This window comes from Burkholderia sp. AU33803 (genome assembly GCF_002223095.1).
Taxonomy (GTDB): Bacteria; Pseudomonadota; Gammaproteobacteria; order Burkholderiales; family Burkholderiaceae; genus Burkholderia.
On the sequence record NZ_NKFJ01000006.1, the window covers coordinates 2,626,599 to 2,649,400 of the forward strand.

The following is a 22,802-nucleotide window of genomic DNA, read 5'->3' on the forward strand; positions in this document are numbered from 1 at the left end:
GGTGAATGAGTCAGAGCGAGGTGCGTCCGCCGAGCGTTTCGGCGATCCAGTCGGCGATGAAGTGCCCCGCGTTGATCGAGTTGTCGAAGCTCGAATGCTGGACGCCGCCTTCGCGCTCGGTGAAGATCTTGAGCTCGCGCTTGGGGCTGTTCACGAGTTGCTCGTAAGTGCGGTGAGCCCAGGCGACCGGGATCTGCGAATCCTGCGAACCATGCGTGACGAGGAACGGCACCTTGATACGATCGAGCACACCGTCGAGATGCACGTTTTCGGCGATGCGCATGAAGTCGTCGATATCCTTCGCGCCCCAGACCCAGCAGACGTGCCTCCAGTAGTGCGGCACCGGGAAGTTGCCTTCGCGCTGCAGGCGTTTTTTCTGGACGTCGCGCCAGTCGTGGTTGGCGCCCCACACCACACCGCAGGCGAAACGCGGCTCGAACGCGACTGCGCGTGGGCAGTAGTAGCCGCCGAGCGACACGCCCTCCATGCCGATCCGCTTCGGATCGACGTCGTCCCGGCCTTCGAGCCAGTCGACGATCCTGCTCGCCCAGACTTCCGAGTTGTATACCGCATTCAGGCCGTGCAGCCGCAACGCTTCGCCGGTACCGGGCTGGTCGACAATCAACGACGACACGCCGCGCGCGGCCAGCCAGGCCGGCAAGCCCACGAAGTACTTCATTTCCTTGGTCGAATCCAGCCCGTTGACCTGCACGAGCAGCGGACTGCGCGCGTCGGCGTTCTTCGCTTTCACAAGGAGTCCGGATAGATGCGTGTCGCCGTACGGAATGGCGACGCGCTCGCAGTTGTCGCCGGAGCGTGCGATGCCGTCGTCGAACGTATCGAGCGAGCGTTGGTAAAGCTCGATACGCCCCGGGGCATCGTGCGCGAGCATGCGCTCGGCCGTGATCAGATAGATCGCGGCACGCTTGTACTTCTCGCCCGCCGACAACCGCCGCCCCCGGGCCTCGTCGTCCTGCGCGAGATCGCAAAGGCGATCGGCCTTCTCGACCCATGCTTCGCGAAACGCACGCGTGCCGTCGGCGTCCGGTTGCCTGGCCGCTTCCTGGAGCGGCCCGCACATGTCCTCGATTTCACCGATGCGCGCGCCCATTTCGATGGCGAGATTGACGGACAGATTCCAGACGTAGTTGGTAGGAAAGTATCGGAACATGCTGATTGCCTTGATTGAAATTGCGTGTTGCTCGATGACGGCGCCGATGACCGGTTCTCGCGCGCAGTCCGGCGCGCGACACGATGCTCAGCCCTTGTGCCCGAAGCCGGCCCACAACGGGATGGCGATGTTCAGCCACACACTGCTGCTCTTGGCCGTGTTCGCGGCATAGATGCCTTGCTGATAATTGAGGTTGACGTTCCAGCTTCTCGCGTCGTACACGATCGACGGGCCGATACCGAAGGTCCGCATGCGATTGCCCACGCTCACGCCGCCGGCCTTGTCGTCGCTGAACTGGTTCAGGTACGCGCCGACCACGCCGAGTTTCCACGGGCCGAAGTTCCAGCCGGCGTTGAACTCGGCGACGTAACCGTCACCCGAGCTGTAGTCCGTCGTGCCGTTCTTCAGATTGAGCAGGAAGCGATTTGCGAGCGCGACGTCGATTCCGTTGGGAACGTTGTAGCGAATCGAGATCACCGGCTGCACCGAGGTGTAGCCCACCGCGACACTCGACTTGACCGGGCTATAGGACCCCGTCTCGAATGCAACGTCGATGCCCGACGCAATCGCCAGGTTCGGCGCGAGATTCCATTGCAGCAACACGGGCGTCAGCGTGATGTTGGAGAGGCCGTTCTGCGTGCTCGACTGCCCGAACACGGTGCTGTGCAATGACACAACGGGAATGACCAGTTGCGTATAGACGTTTGCGCCGAGCAGATGGAACGGATACGCCGCCAGCAGACGCGTGGTTTCCGAAAACACCGACGTATGGAACGGAATCGGCAGTTTCTTGCCGTCGTTGCCATAGAGGCCGTTCGCAAAGCTGTAGTTGAACTGCTCCAGTGCGAACAGGCCGGGGATCGGCGGCAGGTTGGCGATGTTCGTCCCCACCGCGCCGGCCGGATACGGTGAAACGCCGCCTTCGAATGCCTGTGCGTCTTTCATCGAACCCGTCGCCAACACAGCGCAACCGACAACGGCTGCGATCAGTTTCGTGGACATGCTGTCTCCTCTTCCGGGAGGCGCGTTTGCGCCGCCTGGCATCTCTTTTAATAGTGGAAAGCGCGGTGCAGACGGCCGAGGTACAGCGGTACGTTCGACCCGAAAATGACCTGACGCTGGTCTCCCGATACGATGCGTGGGCTGCCGTCGCGTCGAGATGTGGCTAGGTTAGGACAGGCTGATGTATGCTAAAAATGGATTCGATCCATTGCCGCTATCGACGGCATCAATACTTTCAGGTGAAACCCTGATATCGCATACGGCACGGTCACGCGGTAGCGAAGAGGAGAACGGAGACAGCGCGCATGCGGTTCAACAAGCTCGACCTCAACTTGCTCGTGGCGCTCGATGCGCTCCTGAGCGAACAGAACATCAGCCGGGCGGCCGAGAAGATCCACCTGAGCCAGTCGGCGATGAGCAACGCGCTTTCGCGGTTGCGCGAATACTTCAACGATGAACTACTCGTGCAGGTCGGTCGCAAGATGGAGCCGACGCCGCGCGCCGATGCGCTCAAAGACGCCGTGCGCGACATCCTTGTGCGCGTCGACGCGACGGTGTCGGCTCAACCCGAATTCGTGCCGGCGCACGCGAACCGGCTGTTCCGCCTGTTCGTTTCGGACTACACGATGACGACGCTCATGCCGCACCTGTTCGCACTCGCTTACAAGGCAGCACCCGGCATCCGCTTCGAGCTGCGCCCGCAAATCGCGTATCCCCACCGCTTGCTGGAACGCGGTGAAGCGGATCTTCTGATCATCCCCAAGGAGTATTGCTCGACCGAGCATCCGGCCGAGGTATTGCTCGAGGAAACCTACTGCTGTGTGATGTGGAGCGACAGCCCCCTCGCGAAAGGCGAGATGACGAACGAGCGCTACATGGCGGCCGGGCACGTCGTCGTGCAGGTCGGCGACGCACAGGCGGCGATCGAAGACTGGTTCATGCAGCGGCTCGGCGTTGTGAGGCGGGTCGAGGCGAGCACGTACAGCTTCGTGTCGCCGGCGCACCTGCTGGCCGGCACGAACCGGATCGCCACCATGCACCGGCGGCTCGCCGAAGAAGCCGCGCGCAGCCTGCCTATCGTGCTGCGCGAGGTACCGGTGCCGGTCCCGACGATGGAGCAGGCGATGCAATGGCACAAGCACCGGACCTCGGACCCCGGGCTCACCTGGTTGCGCGGGCTGCTGAAAGAGGCTGTCGCGAAGATGGACGAAGGGCGCCATGACGCTCGCTGAGCCGGCTCATGCCGGCCTGGCTTCGGCGAGCGCGAATGGATCCCCGTGGTTGGCCGCGTATCGACGCGGCGCAGATGCCTGCAACCGCCCTTGTTCACGCTCGACAGCGGTTGGTGTCCGGAATTGATGCTGGCTGCGTGCACCGAGAGGTCGGGCACAACAACCACTACCGCATGGGAGCCCTCTCGCTCGCCTTGGATGCCGATCCGCGCTGCCTTAGCGACAAACGACACCGGCGTGCCGATGGCCGCTCGAAAATACGCGTTTACGGAAGCTATGCAAGAATCTTTCGGCCCGTAATCGCATAACAACAGCCATGAGTGACACGCTACAGGAAGAGCATGCAGCCGCAGATCACGCAATGCGCAACTGGACCTTCGAGAGGCAAGGTCCGGTCCGGATCGGTTCCGATGCGCACCTGCAGATGTTCTGCCGCATGCTGCTCGACACACACAATCCGTACAAGCCGGCCGTGATCGACTGGCCGGCCCTCACACCCGCCGAGCTCAAGCGGCTCACGTCGCTGCCGATCTGGGACATCGCGGTGCAGACCGAAGGCCGCGCATCGATCCGCGTGGCCACCTACGCCGCGACGATCGGCGATCCGCTGCTGCGCCGCGCACTCGAGATGGACGGCGGCGAGGAAGCGCGGCACAAGGTCGTGCTGTCGAAGCTCGTCGAGGCATACGGCATCCGGCTCGCGCCCGAGCCGGCCTACCCCGCGCCGAAAGATCCCGAGTGGTGGTGGATCGTCACGGGTTTCAGCGAATGCATCGACAGCTTCTTCGCGTTCGGCCTGTTCCGTTCCGCCCAGCGCTCCGGCTATTTCCCGCCCGAGCTCGTCGACACCTTCGAGCCAGTGATCCAGGAAGAAGGCCGCCACATCCTGTTCTTCGTGAACTGGTACGCGTGGTACTGGCGCTCGCTCCCGTGGTGGCGCCGGCCGTGGTTCTTCGCGCGGGTCGCGGCCGTGTGGGTGCATTTGATCCGGGAGCGCATCGGCATCGCGCGCGGCATCGATTCCGACGGCGTCGCACGTGACGCGAACTTCCCGGCAACCGGCACCGCCGATATCGGCGATGCACTGAATCCGCGCGAGCTGATCGAACTGTGTCTCGCCGAGAACGACCGGCGGATGGCCGGCTACGACAAGCGCCTGCTGCGCCCGACGTTCGTGCCGCGCATGGCGCGGTTTGCGCTGCGGTTTCTCAAGAAGTAGGGTTGCCGCACCGGGCAGCCGTCCGGTTGCCCGGGTTGCGCATTCGAACTTCGCTACGCGGTCGTTGCACTTCCATGGCGAGCCGCCTCACTGAGGCTACTGCCCGCCACCCACTCAAGGCCGCCCCATCGTATGCGGCGTGGAACCTCGCAGACCTGCATCGACCTGCCGGACGTGGCGCGCCTGACACATTCACTCCCGCCCTTTTTTCTTCGGTGCTTCGGCACGCGCGGACAAATTGTCACACCCGGGATTTAACAATCCGGGGACGTCGCTACCGCTGCCGGACAGCCTCTTTAACAACCTGTCGCCGCCGCGCGCACCTTCGACGCAGGTCACGCTTGCCAGACGGATTCGCCCCGTCGCCGAATCCCATCCGATCGTCACAACCGCCGAAATAGTCAATAGGACAAGTTCGAAAGATGAATGGTGACAATTCGGTTCACCGCCCTGTAGCACTTTTTTACAAATTCGACGGGCCGACCGGCCCGAAACGCCCGTCTCGCGGGCCATCGCAGCGAACCAGATGCGCAAATCAGCACAACCAGACGCTCTCCATTTGAAATTAATTTGATTTAAAGATAATCCGCCAAATCAATAATAAATTGAATCATAAATTCCAAATTAACAGATTAACAAGATAGTAATCATATTATCAACCGACACCCCCACAAATATTACATGGATGAAAGTATCACCCATTCCGCAAACGTTTGCTATTTCATTTGTCTTACAGTTGATCATCTTCACTGTGTAATCCAACGCACAAAACTACAGTAAGTCATTGATTTTTATCGGATAAACCAAGAGGCACCAGGAAGTTTCAAACCCTGCGCTAAACATTCTTACATCTTACAAATACATTCTGACTCAATGCATCAAAAACCGATCTATTAACCATCCTTTAACTTTCCAAACACTCTATTTATCACTTTTTATCAATCTGAAAAATCCACCTCCAATAAACTCCGCCCATCAATTTTGAGATTCGCGCGAGCGCACGGAGCATTCCTCTAACAAAAGAGACCGGTGTGTGGCGTGCATATTTGGAGGTAGCAGGACATGAACCGCACATACCGCTCGATCTGGAACGAAGCCCTTGGCGCGTGGGTCGCTGCATCGGAACACGACTCGGCACGGGGCAAGCCGAACAAGTCGGCTGTTGCCGTCATCGCAGCAGCTGTACTGGCGATCGGCCTTCCCGGGCTGGCCCAGGCAAACACAATCACCACAAGTAGCTCGTGTCTGACAGGTAGCAGCGGCGCAGTCGGCCGCGTCAATCCGGGCGGCACTCAAAACCAGGCCAGCGACGGTTCCGGCACGTATTCGGTCGTGGCCGGCTGTAACGCCAACGGCAACGGCTGGACCGGTGTCACGGTATATGGCTCATTCGCACAGGCAAACGGCAACGGCGCGGTTGCCACCGGCATGCAGTCGTCGGCGGGCCTGTGGGGCGTCGCCGCCGGCCTCGAAACCACCGCCAGCGGCACCGGCGCAACAGCCCTCGGCTTCGGCTCGACGGCGAGCGCACTGAACTCGGTCGCGATCGGCGGCGCGGGCGGCAATGGCTCGACGCCGCTGTCTCAGGCAAACTCGACCCTCGCATCGGGAGCGGGTTCGATTGCAATCGGCAGCAACGCGACGAAGGGCGCACAGTCGGCAGCGTCGGATGGCATCGCCATCGGCGGGCAGTCGTCCGTCGCATCGAGCGCCACGTCAGGGATCGCAGTCGGCCGTGGCGCGACCGTCAATGGCGCGTACGGCATCGCTCAAGGCGACGGTGTCACCTCCGGCGCAACGGGCCAGAACGTGGCAATCGGTTCGTCGGGAACGACGGCGAACAGCGGCACGACCGCCGGCGGAGCCGTGGCGATCGGCCGCGGCCAAACGGCAAACGGCAACGGTGCAGTCGCAATCGGCGATCCGAACATTTCGAACGGCACGGGTGCCGTGACGATGGGTGCCAACAATACGGCAGCCGGCAGCGCGGGCGGCACCACGGCCGCGAACGGGGCCGTTGCCATCGGCAATACCAACAGTGCAATCGGTCAGGGTGCGGTCAGCCTTGGCAACAATTCCACGGCAATCGGTCAAGGAACTGTCGCCCTCGGCGACAGCTCCAGCGCAACCGCGCTGGGCGCGACGGCGATCGGCGTCTCCGCAAGCGCCGCCCAGGATTCGACGGCAATCGGCAGAGGCGCGAGCGGCACGGCAGTTGCGTCAGTCGCAATTGGTACAAATGGCCTCGCTGGGCAGCAAGCTGTCGCCGTCGGGAACAACACCAAAGCGACGGGGCAATCCTCCGTGGCGCTCGGTGATACCGCGAACGCTTCAAATCAGCAGGCGCTGGCAATCGGCGCCGGCGCGAACGCATCAGGCGACCGGAGTGTTGCGCTGAGCACGCTCTCCTCGGCAACCGGCAGTCACTCTGTGGCGATCGGCTACCAATCGACCGCGCAGTACACCGACGCGGTCGCGATCGGCAAGGGCAGCGTGACGGGCTCGGCAGCACCGACCACCACCGGCTACATTACGAACCAGGCAGCGCCGACCTCCGAAGTTTCGGTGGGTGGCGGCACAGCTGCGACCAACCGGCGCATCACGAACGTCGCGGACGGCTCCGCCCTGACCGACGCCGTAACGGTTGCGCAGCTCAGCACGAGCAACACCAGTCTTTCCACTGGGATCGCTTCGCTGTCCACTTCCGCCTCGACCGGCCTGTCGTCGGCTAACAGCGCGATCTCGTCGTTGTCCACGTCGACCTCGACCGGCATCAACTCGCTGTCCACCGGCATCAGTTCGGTCAACAGCTCGGTCACTTCGCTGTCGACCTCCACGTCGACCGGCCTGTCGTCGGCCAATAGCTCGATCACGTCGTTGTCCACGTCGACCTCGACCGGCATCAACTCGCTGTCCACCGGCATCAGCTCGGTCAATAGCTCCGTGACTTCGCTGTCGACCTCCACATCGACGGGCCTGTCGTCGGCTAACAGCTCGATCGGCTCGCTGTCCACGGGCCTCAGCTCGACGAAAAGCTCGGTGACGTCGCTGTCGAGCTCGACCTCGACCGGTCTCTCGTCGGCGAACAGCTCGATCACCTCGCTGTCGACATCCACGTCGACTGGCCTGTCGTCGGCAAACAGCTCGATCGGTTCGCTGTCCACGGGCCTCAGCTCGACGAATAGCTCGGTGACGTCGCTGTCGACCTCCACGTCGACCGGTCTGTCGTCGGCCAACAGCTCCATCGGTTCGCTGTCCACCGGCCTCAGCTCGACCAATAGCTCGGTGACGTCGCTGTCGAGCTCGACCTCGACCGGTCTCTCGTCGGCCAACAGCTCGATCGGTTCGCTGTCCACCGGCCTCAGCTCGACGAATAGCTCGGTGACGTCGCTGTCGACTTCGACTTCGACCGGTCTCTCGTCGGCCAACAGCTCGATCGGTTCGCTGTCCACCGGCCTCAGCTCGACGAATAGCTCGGTGACGTCGCTGTCGACTTCGACTTCGACCGGCCTGTCGTCGGCTAACAGCTCGATCGGTTCGCTGTCCACCGGCCTCAGCTCGACGAATAGCTCGGTGACGTCGCTGTCGAGCTCGACTTCGACGGGTCTGTCCTCGGCCAACAGCTCGATTACTTCGCTGTCCACCTCGACCTCGACCGGTCTTTCGTCGGCTAACAGCTCGATCACGTCGCTGTCCACCTCCACGTCGACGGGTCTCTCGTCGGCCAACAGCTCGATCGGTTCGCTGTCCACGGGCCTCAGCTCGACAAATAGTTCGGTGACCTCGCTGTCGACTTCCACGTCGACGGGTCTGTCGTCAGCCAATAGCTCGATTACTTCACTGTCCACGTCCACGTCGACGGGCATCAACTCGCTGTCCACGTCCACGTCGACCGGTCTGTCGTCGGCCACCAGCTCGATTACCTCGCTGTCCACCTCGACCTCGACCGCGATCAATGACGCTAAGACGCACTACTACAGCGTCAACGACGGCGGTGTGCAGCAAGCCAACTACGACAACAAGGGCGCAACGGGCATCAACTCGCTCGCCGCCGGTGTAGCCGCCACGGCCGCGGGCGCCAGCAGTGTCGCCGTCGGCAATGCTGCAAACGCAGGCGGTGCAAGCGGCGTCGCCGTCGGCAATGCTGCGAACGCGAGCGCAAGCAACGCGGTCGCGATCGGCCCGAATGCCGTCGCGAGCAACGTCGGCAGCGTCGCGCTGGGAAGCGGCTCCTCCACCGCCCCGGCCAACCCGACGCCTACCGGTACCGTCGGCGGCGTAACCAGCACGTTCGCGGGCGGCAATCCGACGAGCGTGGTCAGTGTTGGCAGCTCGACCAACCAGCGCCAGGTCACGAACGTTGCGGCCGGCGAGATCACCCAGGCCAGTACCGACGCAATCAACGGCTCGCAGCTCTTTGCAACCAATGCGGCCGTGAATTCGCTGTCGACGACGGTGTCGTCGTCCAGCAGCGCAATCTCGTCGCTGTCGACTGGCCTGTCGTCGGCCAATAGCTCGATCACGTCGCTCTCGACTTCCACGTCGACCGGCCTCTCGTCGGCCAACAGTTCGATCGGTTCACTGTCCACGGGCCTCAGCTCGACGAATAGTTCGGTGACGTCGCTATCGACCTCGACCTCGACCGGTCTGTCGTCGGCCAATAGCTCGATCACGTCGCTGTCGACTTCGACCTCGACCGGCTTGTCGTCGGCCAACAGCTCGATCACGTCGCTGTCCACCTCGACCTCGACCGGCCTCTCGTCGGCCAATAGCTCGATCACGTCGCTGTCCACCTCGACCTCGACCGGCCTGTCGTCGGCCAACAGCTCGATCACGTCGTTGTCGACCTCCACGTCGACGGGTCTCTCGTCGGCCAACAGCTCGATCACGTCGCTCTCGACCTCGACCTCGACCGGCCTCTCGTCGGCTAATAGCTCGATCACGTCGCTCTCAACGTCGACCTCGACCGGCTTGTCCTCGGCTAACAGCTCGATCACGTCGCTTTCGACCTCGACTTCGACCGGCCTCTCGTCGGCGAACAGCTCGATCACGTCGCTTTCGACCTCGACTTCGACCGGCCTCTCGTCGGCCAACAGCTCGATCACGTCGCTGTCCACGTCGACCTCGACCGGCCTGTCCTCGGCTAATAGCTCGATCACCTCGCTCTCGACCTCGACCTCGACCGGCCTCTCGTCGGCTAACAGCTCGATCACGTCGCTGTCGACCTCGACCTCGACCGGCCTCTCGTCGGCTAATAGCTCGATCACCTCGCTGTCGACTTCGACCTCGACCGGCCTGTCCTCGGCCAACAGCTCGATCACGTCGCTGTCGACTTCGACCTCGACCGGCCTGTCCTCGGCCAACAGCTCGATCGGCTCGCTCTCGACCGGCCTTTCGTCGACCAATAGCGCGGTCACCTCGCTGTCGACCTCGACGTCGACCGGCCTGTCCTCGGCTAACAGCTCGATCACCTCACTCTCGACGTCGACCTCGACTGGCCTGTCGTCGGCCAACAGCTCGATCACGTCGTTGTCGACCTCCACGTCGACGGGTCTCTCGTCGGCCAACAGCTCGATCACGTCGCTCTCGACCTCGACCTCGACCGGCCTCTCGTCGGCTAACAGCTCGATCACCTCGCTGTCGACTTCGACCTCGACGGGTCTGTCCTCGGCCAACAGCTCGATCACGTCGCTGTCCACGTCGACCTCGACCGGCCTGTCGTCGGCCAACAGTTCGATCGGTTCACTGTCCACGGGCCTCAGCTCGACGAATAGTTCGGTGACATCGCTGTCGACCTCGACTTCGACCGGTCTGTCGTCGGCCAATAGCTCGATCACGTCGCTGTCGACCTCGACCTCGACCGGCCTCTCGTCGGCCAACAGCTCGATCGGCTCGCTCTCGACCGGCCTGTCGTCGACCAATAGCTCGGTCACCTCGCTGTCGACCTCCACGTCGACCGGCCTGTCCTCGGCTAACAGCTCGATCACCTCGCTGTCGACCTCCACGTCGACCGGCCTGTCGTCGGCCAACAGCTCGATCACGTCGCTGTCGACCTCGACGTCGACCGGCCTGTCCTCGGCTAACAGCTCGATCACCTCGCTCTCGACCTCGACCTCGACCGGCCTGTCGTCTGCCAACAGCTCGATCACGTCGCTGTCGACCTCCACGTCGACGGGTCTCTCGTCGGCCAATAGCTCGATCACGTCGCTGTCGACCTCGACGTCGACCGGCCTGTCCTCGGCTAACAGCTCGATCACGTCGCTCTCGACTTCGACCTCGACCGGCCTGTCGTCGGCCAATAGCTCGATCGGCTCGCTCTCGACCGGCCTCTCGTCGACCAATAGCTCGGTCACCTCGCTGTCGACTTCCACGTCGACCGGCCTCTCGTCGGCTAACAGCTCGATCACTTCGCTGTCCACCTCCACATCGACGGGTCTGTCGTCGGCTAACAGTTCCATCGGTTCGCTGTCCACCGGCCTCAGCTCGACGAATAGTTCGGTGACCTCGCTGTCGACCTCGACCTCGACCGGTCTCTCGTCGGCAAACAGCTCGATCGGTTCGCTGTCCACCGGCCTCAGCTCGACGGATAGTTCGGTTGCGTCGCTGTCGACTTCGACCTCGACGGGTCTGTCGTCGGCTAACAGCTCGATCGGTTCGCTGTCCACCGGCCTCAGCTCGACGAATAGCTCGGTGACCTCGCTCTCGACCTCGACCTCGACGGGTCTGTCGTCGGCAAACAGCTCAATCGGCTCGCTGTCCACCGGCCTCAGCTCGACGAATAGTTCGGTGACCTCGTTGTCGACTTCGACCTCGACGGGTCTGTCGTCGGCTAACAGCTCGATCGGTTCGCTGTCCACCGGTCTCAGCTCGACGGATAGTTCGGTTGCGTCGCTGTCGACCTCGACCTCGACGGGCCTGTCGTCGGCTAACAGCTCGATCGGTTCGCTGTCCACTGGCCTCAGCTCGACGAATAGTTCGGTGACCTCGCTCTCGACCTCGACTTCGACGGGCCTGTCGTCGGCCAACAGCTCGATCGGTTCGCTGTCCACTGGCCTCAGCTCGACGAATAGTTCGGTGACGTCGCTCTCGACCTCGACCTCGACGGGCCTGTCGTCGGCAAACAGCTCGATCGGTTCGCTGTCCACCGGTCTCAGCTCGACGGATAGTTCGGTTGCGTCGCTGTCGACCTCGACTTCGACGGGCCTGTCGTCGGCCAACAGCTCGATCGGTTCGCTGTCCACCGGCCTCAGCTCGACGAATAGCTCGGTGACGTCGCTGTCGACTTCGACCTCGACGGGTCTGTCGTCGGCCAACAGCTCGATCACTTCGCTGTCGACCTCAACCTCGACCGGCCTCTCGTCGGCCACCAGCTCGATCGGTTCGCTGTCCACCGGCCTCAGCTCGACGAATAGTTCGGTGACATCGCTGTCGACTTCGACCTCGACGGGTCTGTCGTCGGCCAACAGCTCGATCACCTCGCTGTCGACTTCCACGTCGACCGGCCTCTCGTCGGCCACCAGCTCGATCGGTTCGTTGTCCACGGGCCTCAGCTCGACGAATAGTTCGGTGACCTCGTTGTCGACCTCGACCTCGACGGGCCTCTCGTCGGCCAACAGCTCGATCGCCTCGCTGTCGACCTCGACCTCGACCGGCCTGTCGTCGGCCAACAGCTCGATCACGTCGCTGTCCACGTCGACCTCGACCGGCATCAACTCGCTGTCCACCGGCCTGAGCAGCACGAACAGCACGATCCTGTCGCTGTCCACGTCGACGTCGACGGGCATCGGCTCGCTGTCCACCGGCCTGAGCAGCACGAACAGCTCGGTGACGTCGCTGTCGACCTCGACCTCGACCGCGATCAACGCCGCGAAGACGCACTACTACAGCGTCAACGACAACGGCACGACGCAAGGCAACTACGAGAACACGGGCGCAACGGGCACCAACGCCCTGGCAGCCGGCGTGAACGCCAGCGCGGCAGGCGCCAGCAGCGTCGCGGTCGGCGACGGCTCGAACGCGCAGACGGCGGGCGCGGTCGCCATCGGCCAGAACGCATCGGCAACGGGCGGCAAGGCCGTGTCGATCGGCTCCGGCAACACGGCAACCGGCGACGGCGCGGTCGCGATCGGCGACCCGAGCATCGCAACGGGTACCGGCGCGGTGGCGATGGGCGCGAACGACACGGCGACCGGCAACGGCGCAGTGGCGCTCGGCAACGCGAACACGGCCAACGGCGCGAGCGCACTTGCACTCGGCAGCTCGAACCAGGCCACCGCGGACAACACGATCGCGCTGGGCAACCAGGCCACGGCAAGCGCCACCGGCGCGCAAGCGTACGGCTCGGCAGCGCAGGCAACCGCCGCCGACGCACTCGCCTTCGGCACGAACGCACAGGCCAACGTCGCCAACTCGATCGCACTCGGCGCGAACTCGGTCACGAGCGCCGCGAACCCGACGTCGAGCGCCACGATCGGCGGCGTCACGTACCCGTTCGCAGGCGGCTCGCCGGTCGGCGTGGTGAGCGTCGGCGCACCGGGCCAGGAACGCCAGATCACGAACGTCGCCGCGGGCCGGATCTCGGCCAGCAGCACGGACGCGATCAACGGCAGCCAGCTCAACGCGACGAACAACGCGATCAACACGCTGTCGACGTCGACCGCGTCGAACGTCGCGTCGCTGTCGACGGGCATCAACTCGCTGTCCACCGGCCTGAGCGCGACGAACAGCAACGTGGCCTCGCTGTCCACGTCGACCTCGACCGCGATCAACTCGCTGTCGACGGGCCTGAGCGCGACGAACAGCAACGTCAACTCGCTGTCGACGTCGACCTCGACGGGCATCGGTTCGCTGTCCACCGGCCTGAGCACGACGAACAGCAACGTGGCCTCGCTGTCGACCGGCGTGACCAACATCAACAACACGTTGAACTCGCTGTCGACGACGATCAACAACAACACGATTCGTTCCAACAACAACAACGGTGTCGCCGCCGACCTGAACGGCAAGGGCAACGACCTTCCGGTCGTCACCGCCGGCTCGAACTCGGTCGCGATCGGCGCGGGCTCCAACGACGGCGGCCGCTCGAACGTGGTGTCGGTCGGCAGCGACCAGCAGCAGCGTCAGATCACGAACGTCGCGCCGGGTACGCAAGGCACCGACGCGGTGAACGTGAACCAGCTGACGCAAGTGCAGACGACGCTGTCGACGGCACTGTCGGGCCAGCAGGCGCAGATCAACTCGCTGGGTTCGCAACTGCAGCAGACCGACCAGATGGCGAAGCAGGGTATCGCGGCCGTCGGCGCGATGGCATCGATCCCGCAGCTCGATCGCGATGCCAACTTCGGGATGGGCGTGGGTACGTCGACCTTCCTCGGCCAGAAGGCGATGGCGGTCAACATGCAGGCTCGCATCACGGAGAACCTGAAGGCGTCGATCAACGGCGGCTTCAGCGGCGGTCAGAAGGTGATCGGCGCCGGCATGCTGTACCAGTGGAAGTAACGCGTCGCGCCGCCAGGCCGCCCGGCTCGCCAGCCGGACGGCCCGCGGCGGCCCCGACGGCCGGACGAGCCCGCCGCGCCACCCGTGGCGGGCTTCAGTCAACCCAAGCATTGAGGATGTAACCGTGAACAAACTCGCTCTTGCGCTCGCACTTTCCGCAACGGCCCTCGCCGCGTGCTCGACCGCATCCGGCCCGACCTTCAGCGCTTCCGAACTGCAGCCGCGCGACGGCGTGCGGACCTTCCAGGTGGACTGCCACGGCCTGCTGTCGGGCCCGCAGACCTGCATGAAGGCTGCCCGCAAGATTTGCGGCGAAGAGCCGGTGCGCGCCGTCGATTCGGCCCGCGCGCTGCGCGACAACTCCGATCCCGCGACGCTCGTGTTCCAGTGCGGCGCGGCGCCGGCCGAAGCGGCTTCGGCCCCGGCCGCCGCGCCGGCGGCTGCCGTCGTCGAACAGGTGAACCTGTCGGGCGACGCGCTGTTCGCGACCGACCACGCGACGCTCGCCCCGACCGCGCGCGAATCGCTCGACCGGTTGCTGAGCGAGCGCGCCGACCACACGTACTCGCAGGTGAGCGTCACCGGCTTTACGGATTCGGTGGGCAGCGACGACTACAACCTCGCGCTGTCGAAGCGCCGCGCCGAATCGGTCGCAGCGTACCTGAAGGCGCACGGCCTGAAGACCGACGCGCTGACGGTCACGGGTCGCGGCAAGGCCGATCCGGTCGCGTCGAACGCGACGCCGGAGGGCCGCGCCAGCAACCGCCGCGTCGAAATCCGCCTGCAGCACTGAGCGGGCCGCCGCCGCGCGCGGCATCCCGATCCGGCCGGCCGCCCGCGCCGCGCCGGGCGCGCACCCGACCGCCGCCGGACCGCCCGGGCGCCGCTTCGCCGGCGCCCGTTTCCGTTGGCCGGCGGCTATGTCAAAGTTCGTCACGTCCCGCCAAAACCGGTGGTTTCCGTGCCACAATCGCCGCAGACAGTCGCCGGGGCAGCCTGCCCGACTCGCACGCCGTGCCAGGCGTGCCCGACGACACGCCGGAAACCGGCTGCCGCCCTCGCGAACCAGGTCGCCCGATTCGCCCGCCGCGGCGCACCGGCGCACAAGCAACCATGACAATCCACGGCGCGCCGCTTCCAGGCCAGACGCTCGACGCAATGCCTGGACGCACGACGCCGCAGAGGAAACCAACCGGTGACGGACATCAATGAAGCCGCCTCGGGCGGCACCCGCAAGCAACGGCCGGCGGTCGGCATCTCGCTGTTTGCGCGCGACGGCCAGGCGATCTGGGAAAACGGCATCCACCAGAACATCGCGTTCCTCGCGATGATGCTCAAGCGCTCGGATCGCGTCGGCCCCGTCTACTTCCTGAACGGCGGCGACGCCAGCGCGCTGCCGGCCGGCCTCGAACTCGACGGCCTCGACATCCCGCTCGTGAAACCCGCCGACGTCACGCACGAACTCGACGTGGTGATCGAAATGGGCGCGCAGTTGCCGGTGGAATGGCTCAGGCACATGAAGGCGCTCGGCAAGAAAATCGCCGCGTTCTTCTGCGGGCACGTATATGCCGGCCTGTGCGAAACCCCGATCTTCGGCAAACCGTCGGGGCACATATTCAACGGCGCGCCGTTCGACGAAGTGTGGCTGCTGCCGCAATACGACAAGACGGCCGCGCCGATGCTGCAGACCATCCTGCGCGCGCCGGTCCACCTGATGCCGCACATCTGGTCGCCGTACTTCCTCGATCGCCGCGTCGCCGCGCTCGCCACGGAAGGCGCGACGTTCGGCTACCGGCCGGGCCGCCGCCCGTGGCACCTGGCGATGCTCGAACCAAACATCTCGGTCGCCAAGTCCTGCCATTACCCGATGCTCGCATGCGACGAGTTTTACCGTGCGCGACCGGACGCGGTCCAGCACATGTTCGTCGTGAACTCGTTGCACATGAAGGAGCATCCGACCTTCGTGCACTTCGCGAACAGCCTCGACCTCGTGCGCCAGCACAAGGCGACCTTCGAGCCGCGCCTCGACCTGCCGGGCTTCATGGCGCGCCATGCGGACGCGGTCGTGTCGCACCACTGGGAAAACGGGCAAAACTACCTGTATTACGACGTGCTGTACGGCGGCTACCCGCTGATCCACAACTCGACGCTGATCGGCGATGCCGGCTACTACTACCCGGACTTCGATTCCGCCGCGGGCGGCCGGGCGCTGCTCGAGGCGTGGCTGCATCACGACGAACGCCTCGACGACTACCGCGCGAAGGCCGGCCGGCTGCTGCAGTCGGTCTCGATCGACAACCCCGCGAACCTCGACGCGTTCGTCTCGCGTCTGGTCGCCTGAACCGGAGCATACGCATGTCGGACTCCAATGCCCGTCAAGCGCCCGGCGAGGGCAAGCGTCTCGTCGTCGGCGTGTCGCTGTTCGTGCGCGGCGCCGGCCAGTCGCTGTGGGAAAACGGCATCTTCCAGAACTGCCTGCTGCTGATCCTGCTGCTGCGCCAGTCGCCGCTCGTCGCGGACGCCGTGATGGTGAACGGCGGCGAACAGGTCGCCGATCCGCAGATGATGCTCGGCGAATGGGACGTGCCGCTGCTGTCGATGGACGAAGCGCTGCAGCGCTGCGACGTCCTGATCGAAATGAGCGCGCAGTTCGGCGCCGACTACCTGCGCGCGTTCCGCGAGCGCGGCGGCAAGGTCGTCACGATGCGGGTCGGCAACGACTACGTGATCGACATCGAACGCGCGATGTTCGACAAGCCGTCGGGTTTCCTGTTCTCGGGCGCGCCGTACGACGCCGTATGGACGATCCCCGAATTCGAGCGCACGTGCCTGCACTATTACCAGACGGGCCTGCGCGCGCCCGTCACGATCGTCCCGCACATCTGGCATCCGATGCTGTTCGACAAGGCGCGCGCGACGCTCGGCGCCGGGCTGTCGTTCGGCTATGAGCCCGGCAAGCCGCGCTGGCGCGTGACGATGTTCGAGCCGAACATCTGCATGGTGAAGACGAGCGTCATTCCGATGCTGGTGGCCGAGGAAGCGTATCGCGCGAAACCGGATTTCCTCGAGTTCGTGCGCGTGTGCAACACGCTGCACCTGAAGGAACATGCGACGTTCGTCCACTTCGCGAAGAGCCTCGACATCGTGAACCACGGGATCACGACGTTCGAAAGCCGCTACGCGGTGTACGAGTTCATGGCTGCCTACGGCGATGCGGTGGTGTCGCACACGTGGGAAAACGCGCAGAACTACCTGTACTACGAGCTGCTGTACGGCGACTACCCGCTGATCCACAACTCGCCGTTCCTCGGCAAGGCCGGGTATTTCTATCCGGACTTCGACTGCCAGGCCGGCGGCCGCGCGCTGCTGAAGGCGTTCGCCGAGCACGACGCGAACCTCGAGGCGTACCGCGAGCAGTCGCGGCACGTGCTCAGTTCCGTCAGCATCTACAACCCCGAGAACGTCGCCGCCTATACGGACGCGATCGCCACCCTCTATCGCGACGCGTGACGCGCCGCCCTTCCCGGACGCCGACATGAATGCACGCACGCCCCTCACCCGCGCCAAATGGCTGATCGGCTGCGCCGTCGCTTCGATCGCGATCGGCGCGCACGCGCAATCCGCCGGCGAATCGGCCGACGCGCTGCTCCGCGACTCGGATGCGGTGTTCAAGCAGCTCGATGCCGGCCAGTACGGCGCGGTATGGACCGACGCGGCCCCGTTCGTGAAGGCGCGCATCAAGCAGGACCAGTTCGCGGCCGACATGCAGCATGCACGCCAGTCGGTCGGCACGGTCAGCCGTCGCGGCTGGGCGCAGGTCACGCGCATCCGCTACACGAATGCGGCGACGACGCCCGACGGGCTGTACGCGAACGTCGACTTCACGACCACGCTGACGAGCGGCGCGACGGTCTACGAGAAGCTGAGCTTCCGCCTCGAAGATGACGGCCGCTGGCACCTGACGGGCTACGTGCCGCGTCAGTCGCAGAATTTCGCGCAATAACCCGCGCGCCCCACGGAGCCGATCCGATGAAACTCAATGTCGCGATAACGATGAACGTGCAGCGCGACGCGACGCAGTCGATCTGGTACAACGGCGCGAATCAGCACTGCGTGTTCCTGTACATGCTGCTGAAACAGTCGCCGCTGATCGGCGAGGTCTGGCTCGCGCACGACGACGGCATCACCGACTATCCGCAAGCGCTGATGATGGACGCGTTCGGCGACGCGCTGCGGCCGCTGTCGGCCGTCGTCCACCAGACCGACCTGCTGATCGAAATGAATGCGTTCATCGATCAGACCCACACGGATGCGGTACGCCGGCGCGGCGGCAAATGCGTGTCGTACCGCTTCGGCAACGACTACGTGATCGCGGTCGAGACGATCAACTTCGAGAAGAATCAGTGGCGGCCGAACCCGAACCGCGTGCAGTTCGACGAGATCTGGACCAACCCGCAGCACATGCACACGTGCGCGGCGTATTTCCAGGCCGTCTATCGCGCGCCGGTGATCGAGCTGCCGCACATCTGGTCGCCGTATTTCATCGAACGCAGCCTCGACGCCGATCCTGAACTGAAGGCGCGTTTCGGCTATCGCAACCACGGCACCGCGAAGCGCATCGCGTTCTTCGAACCGAACCTGAACGTCGTGAAGAGCTCGATCGTGCCGATGCTCGCCGCGAATGCGTGCTACGTCGATCATCCGGAGCTCGTCGAGCACGTGTTCATGACCAACACGTTCGACAAGAAGGAAAACGTCGCCTTCAAGCATCTCGCGCTCGGGCTCGAGATGGTGCGCGACGGCAAGGCGACCGCCGACGTGCGCGCGCCGTTCGTCGCCTGGGCCGCGCATCACACCGACATCGTCGTGTCCCATCACTGGGAAAACGGCCTCAACTACCTGCTGTACGACGCGCTGTACGGCAACTACCCGCTCGTGCACAACTCGCCATTCCTGCGCGACGTCGGCTACTACTACCCGGACTTCGAGATCTTCGATGCGGCGCGTGCGATCGCGACCGCCGCGCAGACGCACGACGCGCGGCTCGACGACTATGCGGCCGCGGCCCGCCGCTGCCTGCACCAGGTCGACACGCTCGCCGAGCACAACGTCCACGCGTATTCCGCGCAGATCCGGCAGCTGTTCGACGGCCGCGCGCTCGGCTGACCTCCTTCGCACAGCTCCCGCTCCCGGATCAGACCGTCCGCAATTTCGTCGTGACCGATTAGATCCACGGCCCGTTCGTCATCAACCGGCACTGCGCGTTTCAGGCCGAAGCGCTGATCAATGCGGCTGCCGCGTGTATGCGTTCGAGCCGCAGCGCACGCTGTTGCATGCGCTCGGTGGATTGATCGACAGGATACGGATCGGGGCCGCGGCGCGCGGATGATGTCGATGCGGGCCGAGCGTCTCGCGCTGCGCAGCGCCCGCGACTTGCGTGAACAGGCGCTAGACCAGCACCCGATCGCCGCACTGCGCGGCGAACATACGGCCATGCCGCCGCCCCATCCGCGCGAGCACCGCGAAGCAATGCGCCACCGGCCGGCTGGCGCCGCCGGATGACTTGACGAGGCTGTCGGACACGCCACGCGCGATGGCCGAATCGTCGCCGCACGCGCCCGCGATGACGGCCGCGTAATAGTGCCGCGCCGCCAGCTCGCGGCCGCCGGCGTCGAGCAGCGTCATCCGCTGGATGCGGCGCGCAATGGCTTTCAGGCCGTCGAGATACGGCGCGACGTCGATCGGCACCTCGGTCGATTCGGCGCCGAGTTGCCACAGCATGTCGGCCAGCTCGGTGATCGCGACGAGGTCGCGCGCACCGGCCGCCTGCGTGCCCGTTCCGCCTCCGGCCTTCGTCCCTGCCATGCTCAGCCCCTTTGCGATTCGTCCCGGCCACGCGCCGATCACGCCCGACATCGGCGTGCATCGCGCACGCCACCTCGCCTGTTCCCGCGCCGTCACGCGGCGGCCGGCGGCCGCCACGAAAAACGGATGCCCTGCGCCCACGCGACGCCGGCATCCAGGATGATCTGCCGGTCGACCTCGCTCTCCACGCCTTCGACGACCACGTGTCGCGCCCCTTCATGCGCGAACGCGATCAGCCGGCGGAGCTGGTAACGCCCGATCGCGTTGCGCTTGATCATCGACAGGATCGACCGGTCGAGCTTCACGATGTCGGGATTGCCGACCACCAGGTTGTTCAATGCGCTGAAACCGACCCCGAAATCGTCGATCGCGATGCGGCACCCGGCCTGCCGGAAGCGGTTCACGAACGATCGCCCCGCGACGGGATTCAGCGGCCCCGTCTCCGTGATCTCGACCACCAGCCGCGCCGCGACCGACGGCTCGCGCTCGAGCCGCCTGAAGAGGGCCAGCCACGCGTCGTCGACCACCGCGCTCGCCGCCGCCACATTGCAGCCGTAGACGGCAGCCGGATCGGCACGCAGCGCGTCGATCGTCCGGCCGACCACGAGCCGGTCGAACCACCGCATCAGCCCGAGCGCCTCGAGGCGCGGCAGGAACGCGAGCGGCGGCAGCGCATCGCGCTCGCCCCACCGCAATCGCGCCAGGCATTCCTGGTACAACACACCACCCGACAGGTCGGCCCGGCACACGGGCTCTTGCGCGAACCCGAGCCGGCTTTCCACGAAACTGCGTACCGACGCAAGGTCGGGATGATCGTCGGGGGCGCCGAACACGAGATCGATTTCGTCACGATTCGCTTCCCGATTCGCCTCCAGGCGAGCTTCGACCGCATTCATCCGGCGCTCCGGCAAATGGCGAGCCGCCGATCGCGGCTCGACCTCAAGAAACATGCGGAGCAAGCCGACCATGACGCGCTCCGCCGCCTACCCGGCCCATCCTGTTATGTCGATCTTTTCCGGGAGCGTACTGTTCGCTTCGGCGCGCCGTCAAAATTCGATATTTTTCAACGATATTCAATTACTGGAAATACACCATGCGCGCACGATATCGAATGTGCGACAGGTCACACTAACGCAAATTACGGAACCCGATTCGGATACTGTTTATTGCCCCCACCTAAACAACCCGATCTGATTCAGATCCCCACAATTTACGGATCTCGAAATCAGGAAATCCTGAATTGATCAGATAAATACCAACCCGTGAAGCATCGTGTCTCGCCCGCTGTCTGGCCCGCCGCTGAGGCCGGCACCGACGTCGAAAATCGGCTGCCGCACGTCATTCGATCATCGCAGCACTCAATTTTATTGTTTCAAACGAATTATTGAATTTTCAACGGGAATCGGACACCCTTGAATCGATAATATCAATTTAATTCATATGACGATTATCGATTGAACCATTTTTAACAATTTTAAATACTTGTTAACCTCTAAAATGATTTCCGACGGACTTCCCTCGGAGCCGTCAAATTCGTGCCTTCAAAACCGTCGAACCGATCGGGTTCGGCGGTTTCTTTTTTAACGGCACGATTTCGTCAGACATTAGGGCGGGACTATCCCGATGGCGGAATTCGGCGCGACGGTGTGCGTCGCGCGAAACATCGGCCTTATGCGGCCGATGCGCCGATCAGGTTCGCGAGCAGCGCGTCGTATTCGGCGACGAGTGCCGGATTGGCCGACGTATAGCGGCCGAGGATCTCGCGCTGGCGCCGCGTGTACGCTTCCCAGTCGTCATCGTGCGTATGCAGCGCGCGCAGCAGCGCGTCGGCGCCCTGCTGCACGTCGTTGTCCGGATAGTAGTAGCCGAGATCGGGCGCAAGGCTCGCGTTGTGCACGAGCGGATAGCCCTGCCAGCACACGTCGAAATAGAAATAGTTGAGCGGGTTCGACCATTGGTGCGACACGACGATATCGGTCAGGTCGGCCAGGAACAGCGGCGTATCGAAGCGCCCGACGAAGCTCGCCTTGCCCGCGCGCACGATGTCGAGGTAGTTCATCAGCATCACGAACTCGGGGCTGTCGTGTGCGAGATGGAGGGCATTCGTCACGTGCGCGAAGCAGATCGCATCGGGGTCTCGCCGATACGCTTCGTCGATGATCAGCATCGGATACACGCAGAACTTCACCACGTCGTGGTTCGGTTCCATCACCGTCAGCCGCTTGCCGGGCTCGCTGCGCGGCCGGTATTCACCGTGCTCGGGCAGCGGCGCGGCGCGCGCACTCAGGAACATCGGATCCCACACGAACGGCACGACGCGCCCCGGGCAGCGGCGCAGCGACTGCAGGAACGGCAGCGACGAGGGCGCGATCTGCGGAATCGCCCACACCTCGTCGTAGCCGCGGTTGATGAACAGCGAATCCCATAGCCGGCGGCCGAACAGCATCGACTCCATCACGTTGATGTACTCGACGCCGCAGCAGTAGCTGACGAGCTTCGCGCCGCGCGCCTTCAGGTAGGCCGTCTGCTCCGCGTTGACCTGGCCGCCGAGCTCGATCACCACGTCGAGCGAATCCTTCATGTCGTCGAACGTGCGCGTGTCGAATACGTGGCGATCCCACGGCAGCGCATCGGTGAGCGGCACATCGGTGGTGTTGACCAGCGTCACGCGGTAGCCGTGCGGCGACGCCATCAGCAGCTTCGCGAGAAACAGCGCGTTCTGCTTGATGCCGTTGATCCACAGGCTTTCGTCGGGGGCACGCAGTCCGATCGTGATACCGATGCGCAGGCCGTTCAGGACAGGAGACGTCATCGT

Annotated in this window: 13 protein-coding genes; 8 read left to right on the plus strand and 5 right to left on the minus strand. The window is 64.2% G+C overall.

Features of this window, described 5'->3' with window-relative positions:
- Positions 1-10: 10 nt before the first annotated feature.
- Together CFB41_RS29140 and CFB41_RS29145 are read right to left on the minus strand one after the other, a co-directional pair.
- Positions 11-1,171 (minus strand): S9 family peptidase, encoded by a 1,161-nt coding sequence (locus CFB41_RS29140; RefSeq protein ID WP_089458846.1) that lies wholly within the window; start codon positions 1,169-1,171, stop codon positions 11-13.
- A gap of 87 nt (positions 1,172-1,258) precedes the next feature.
- Entirely contained in the window at positions 1,259-2,173 is a 915-nt protein-coding gene (locus CFB41_RS29145; RefSeq protein ID WP_089458847.1) for a transporter, read from the minus strand.
- Positions 2,174-2,478: 305 nt separating this feature from the next.
- Here CFB41_RS29145 and CFB41_RS29150 point away from each other — a divergent pair, with 305 nt between their 5' ends.
- The 8 genes from CFB41_RS29150 to CFB41_RS29210 all read left to right on the plus strand — a co-directional run bounded on the left by CFB41_RS29150 (position 2,479) and on the right by CFB41_RS29210 (position 19,288).
- Positions 2,479-3,405 (plus strand): LysR family transcriptional regulator, encoded by a 927-nt coding sequence (locus tag CFB41_RS29150; protein WP_089441667.1) that lies wholly within the window; start codon positions 2,479-2,481, stop codon positions 3,403-3,405.
- 316 nt (positions 3,406-3,721) lie between these two features.
- Positions 3,722-4,624, plus strand: coding sequence for an aminomethyltransferase (locus CFB41_RS29155; RefSeq protein WP_089458848.1), 903 nt, complete (start codon positions 3,722-3,724; stop codon positions 4,622-4,624).
- 1,062 nt (positions 4,625-5,686) lie between these two features.
- A complete protein-coding gene (locus CFB41_RS37810) occupies positions 5,687-14,122 on the plus strand; it encodes a YadA-like family protein (protein ID WP_144029972.1) in 8,436 nt (2,811 codons plus the stop codon).
- Between the two features lie 124 nt (positions 14,123-14,246).
- Positions 14,247-14,915, plus strand: a complete 669-nt coding sequence (locus CFB41_RS29190) for an OmpA family protein (protein ID WP_089458850.1) — start codon at positions 14,247-14,249, stop codon at positions 14,913-14,915.
- 402 nt (positions 14,916-15,317) lie between these two features.
- Positions 15,318-16,463 (plus strand): DUF2827 domain-containing protein, encoded by a 1,146-nt coding sequence (locus CFB41_RS29195; protein WP_089458851.1) that lies wholly within the window; start codon positions 15,318-15,320, stop codon positions 16,461-16,463.
- A 14-nt stretch (positions 16,464-16,477) separates the two neighbouring features.
- Positions 16,478-17,632, plus strand: coding sequence for a DUF2827 domain-containing protein (locus tag CFB41_RS29200; RefSeq protein WP_089458852.1), 1,155 nt, complete (start codon positions 16,478-16,480; stop codon positions 17,630-17,632).
- A 25-nt stretch (positions 17,633-17,657) separates the two neighbouring features.
- The gene (locus CFB41_RS29205; protein WP_089458853.1) at positions 17,658-18,125 is read left to right on the plus strand and encodes a DUF4019 domain-containing protein; all 468 of its coding nucleotides are present in this window, start codon (positions 17,658-17,660) and stop codon (positions 18,123-18,125) included.
- A 26-nt stretch (positions 18,126-18,151) separates the two neighbouring features.
- Positions 18,152-19,288, plus strand: coding sequence for a DUF2827 family protein (locus CFB41_RS29210; RefSeq protein WP_089441661.1), 1,137 nt, complete (start codon positions 18,152-18,154; stop codon positions 19,286-19,288).
- A gap of 282 nt (positions 19,289-19,570) precedes the next feature.
- Here the strand turns inward: CFB41_RS29210 and CFB41_RS29215 are convergent, their stop codons facing one another.
- The 3 genes from CFB41_RS29215 to CFB41_RS29225 all read right to left on the minus strand — a co-directional run bounded on the left by CFB41_RS29215 (position 19,571) and on the right by CFB41_RS29225 (position 22,799).
- Positions 19,571-19,987: a hypothetical protein gene (locus tag CFB41_RS29215; RefSeq protein ID WP_089459033.1), complete on the minus strand. Its 417-nt coding sequence runs from the start codon at positions 19,985-19,987 to the stop codon at positions 19,571-19,573.
- 92 nt (positions 19,988-20,079) lie between these two features.
- Complete coding sequence (locus CFB41_RS29220; RefSeq protein WP_089458854.1) at positions 20,080-20,883, minus strand: EAL domain-containing protein; 804 nt, start codon at positions 20,881-20,883, stop codon at positions 20,080-20,082.
- Between the two features lie 773 nt (positions 20,884-21,656).
- Entirely contained in the window at positions 21,657-22,799 is a 1,143-nt protein-coding gene (locus CFB41_RS29225) for a DUF2827 domain-containing protein (RefSeq protein ID WP_089458855.1), read from the minus strand.
- Between the last annotated feature and the right edge of the window lie 3 nt (positions 22,800-22,802).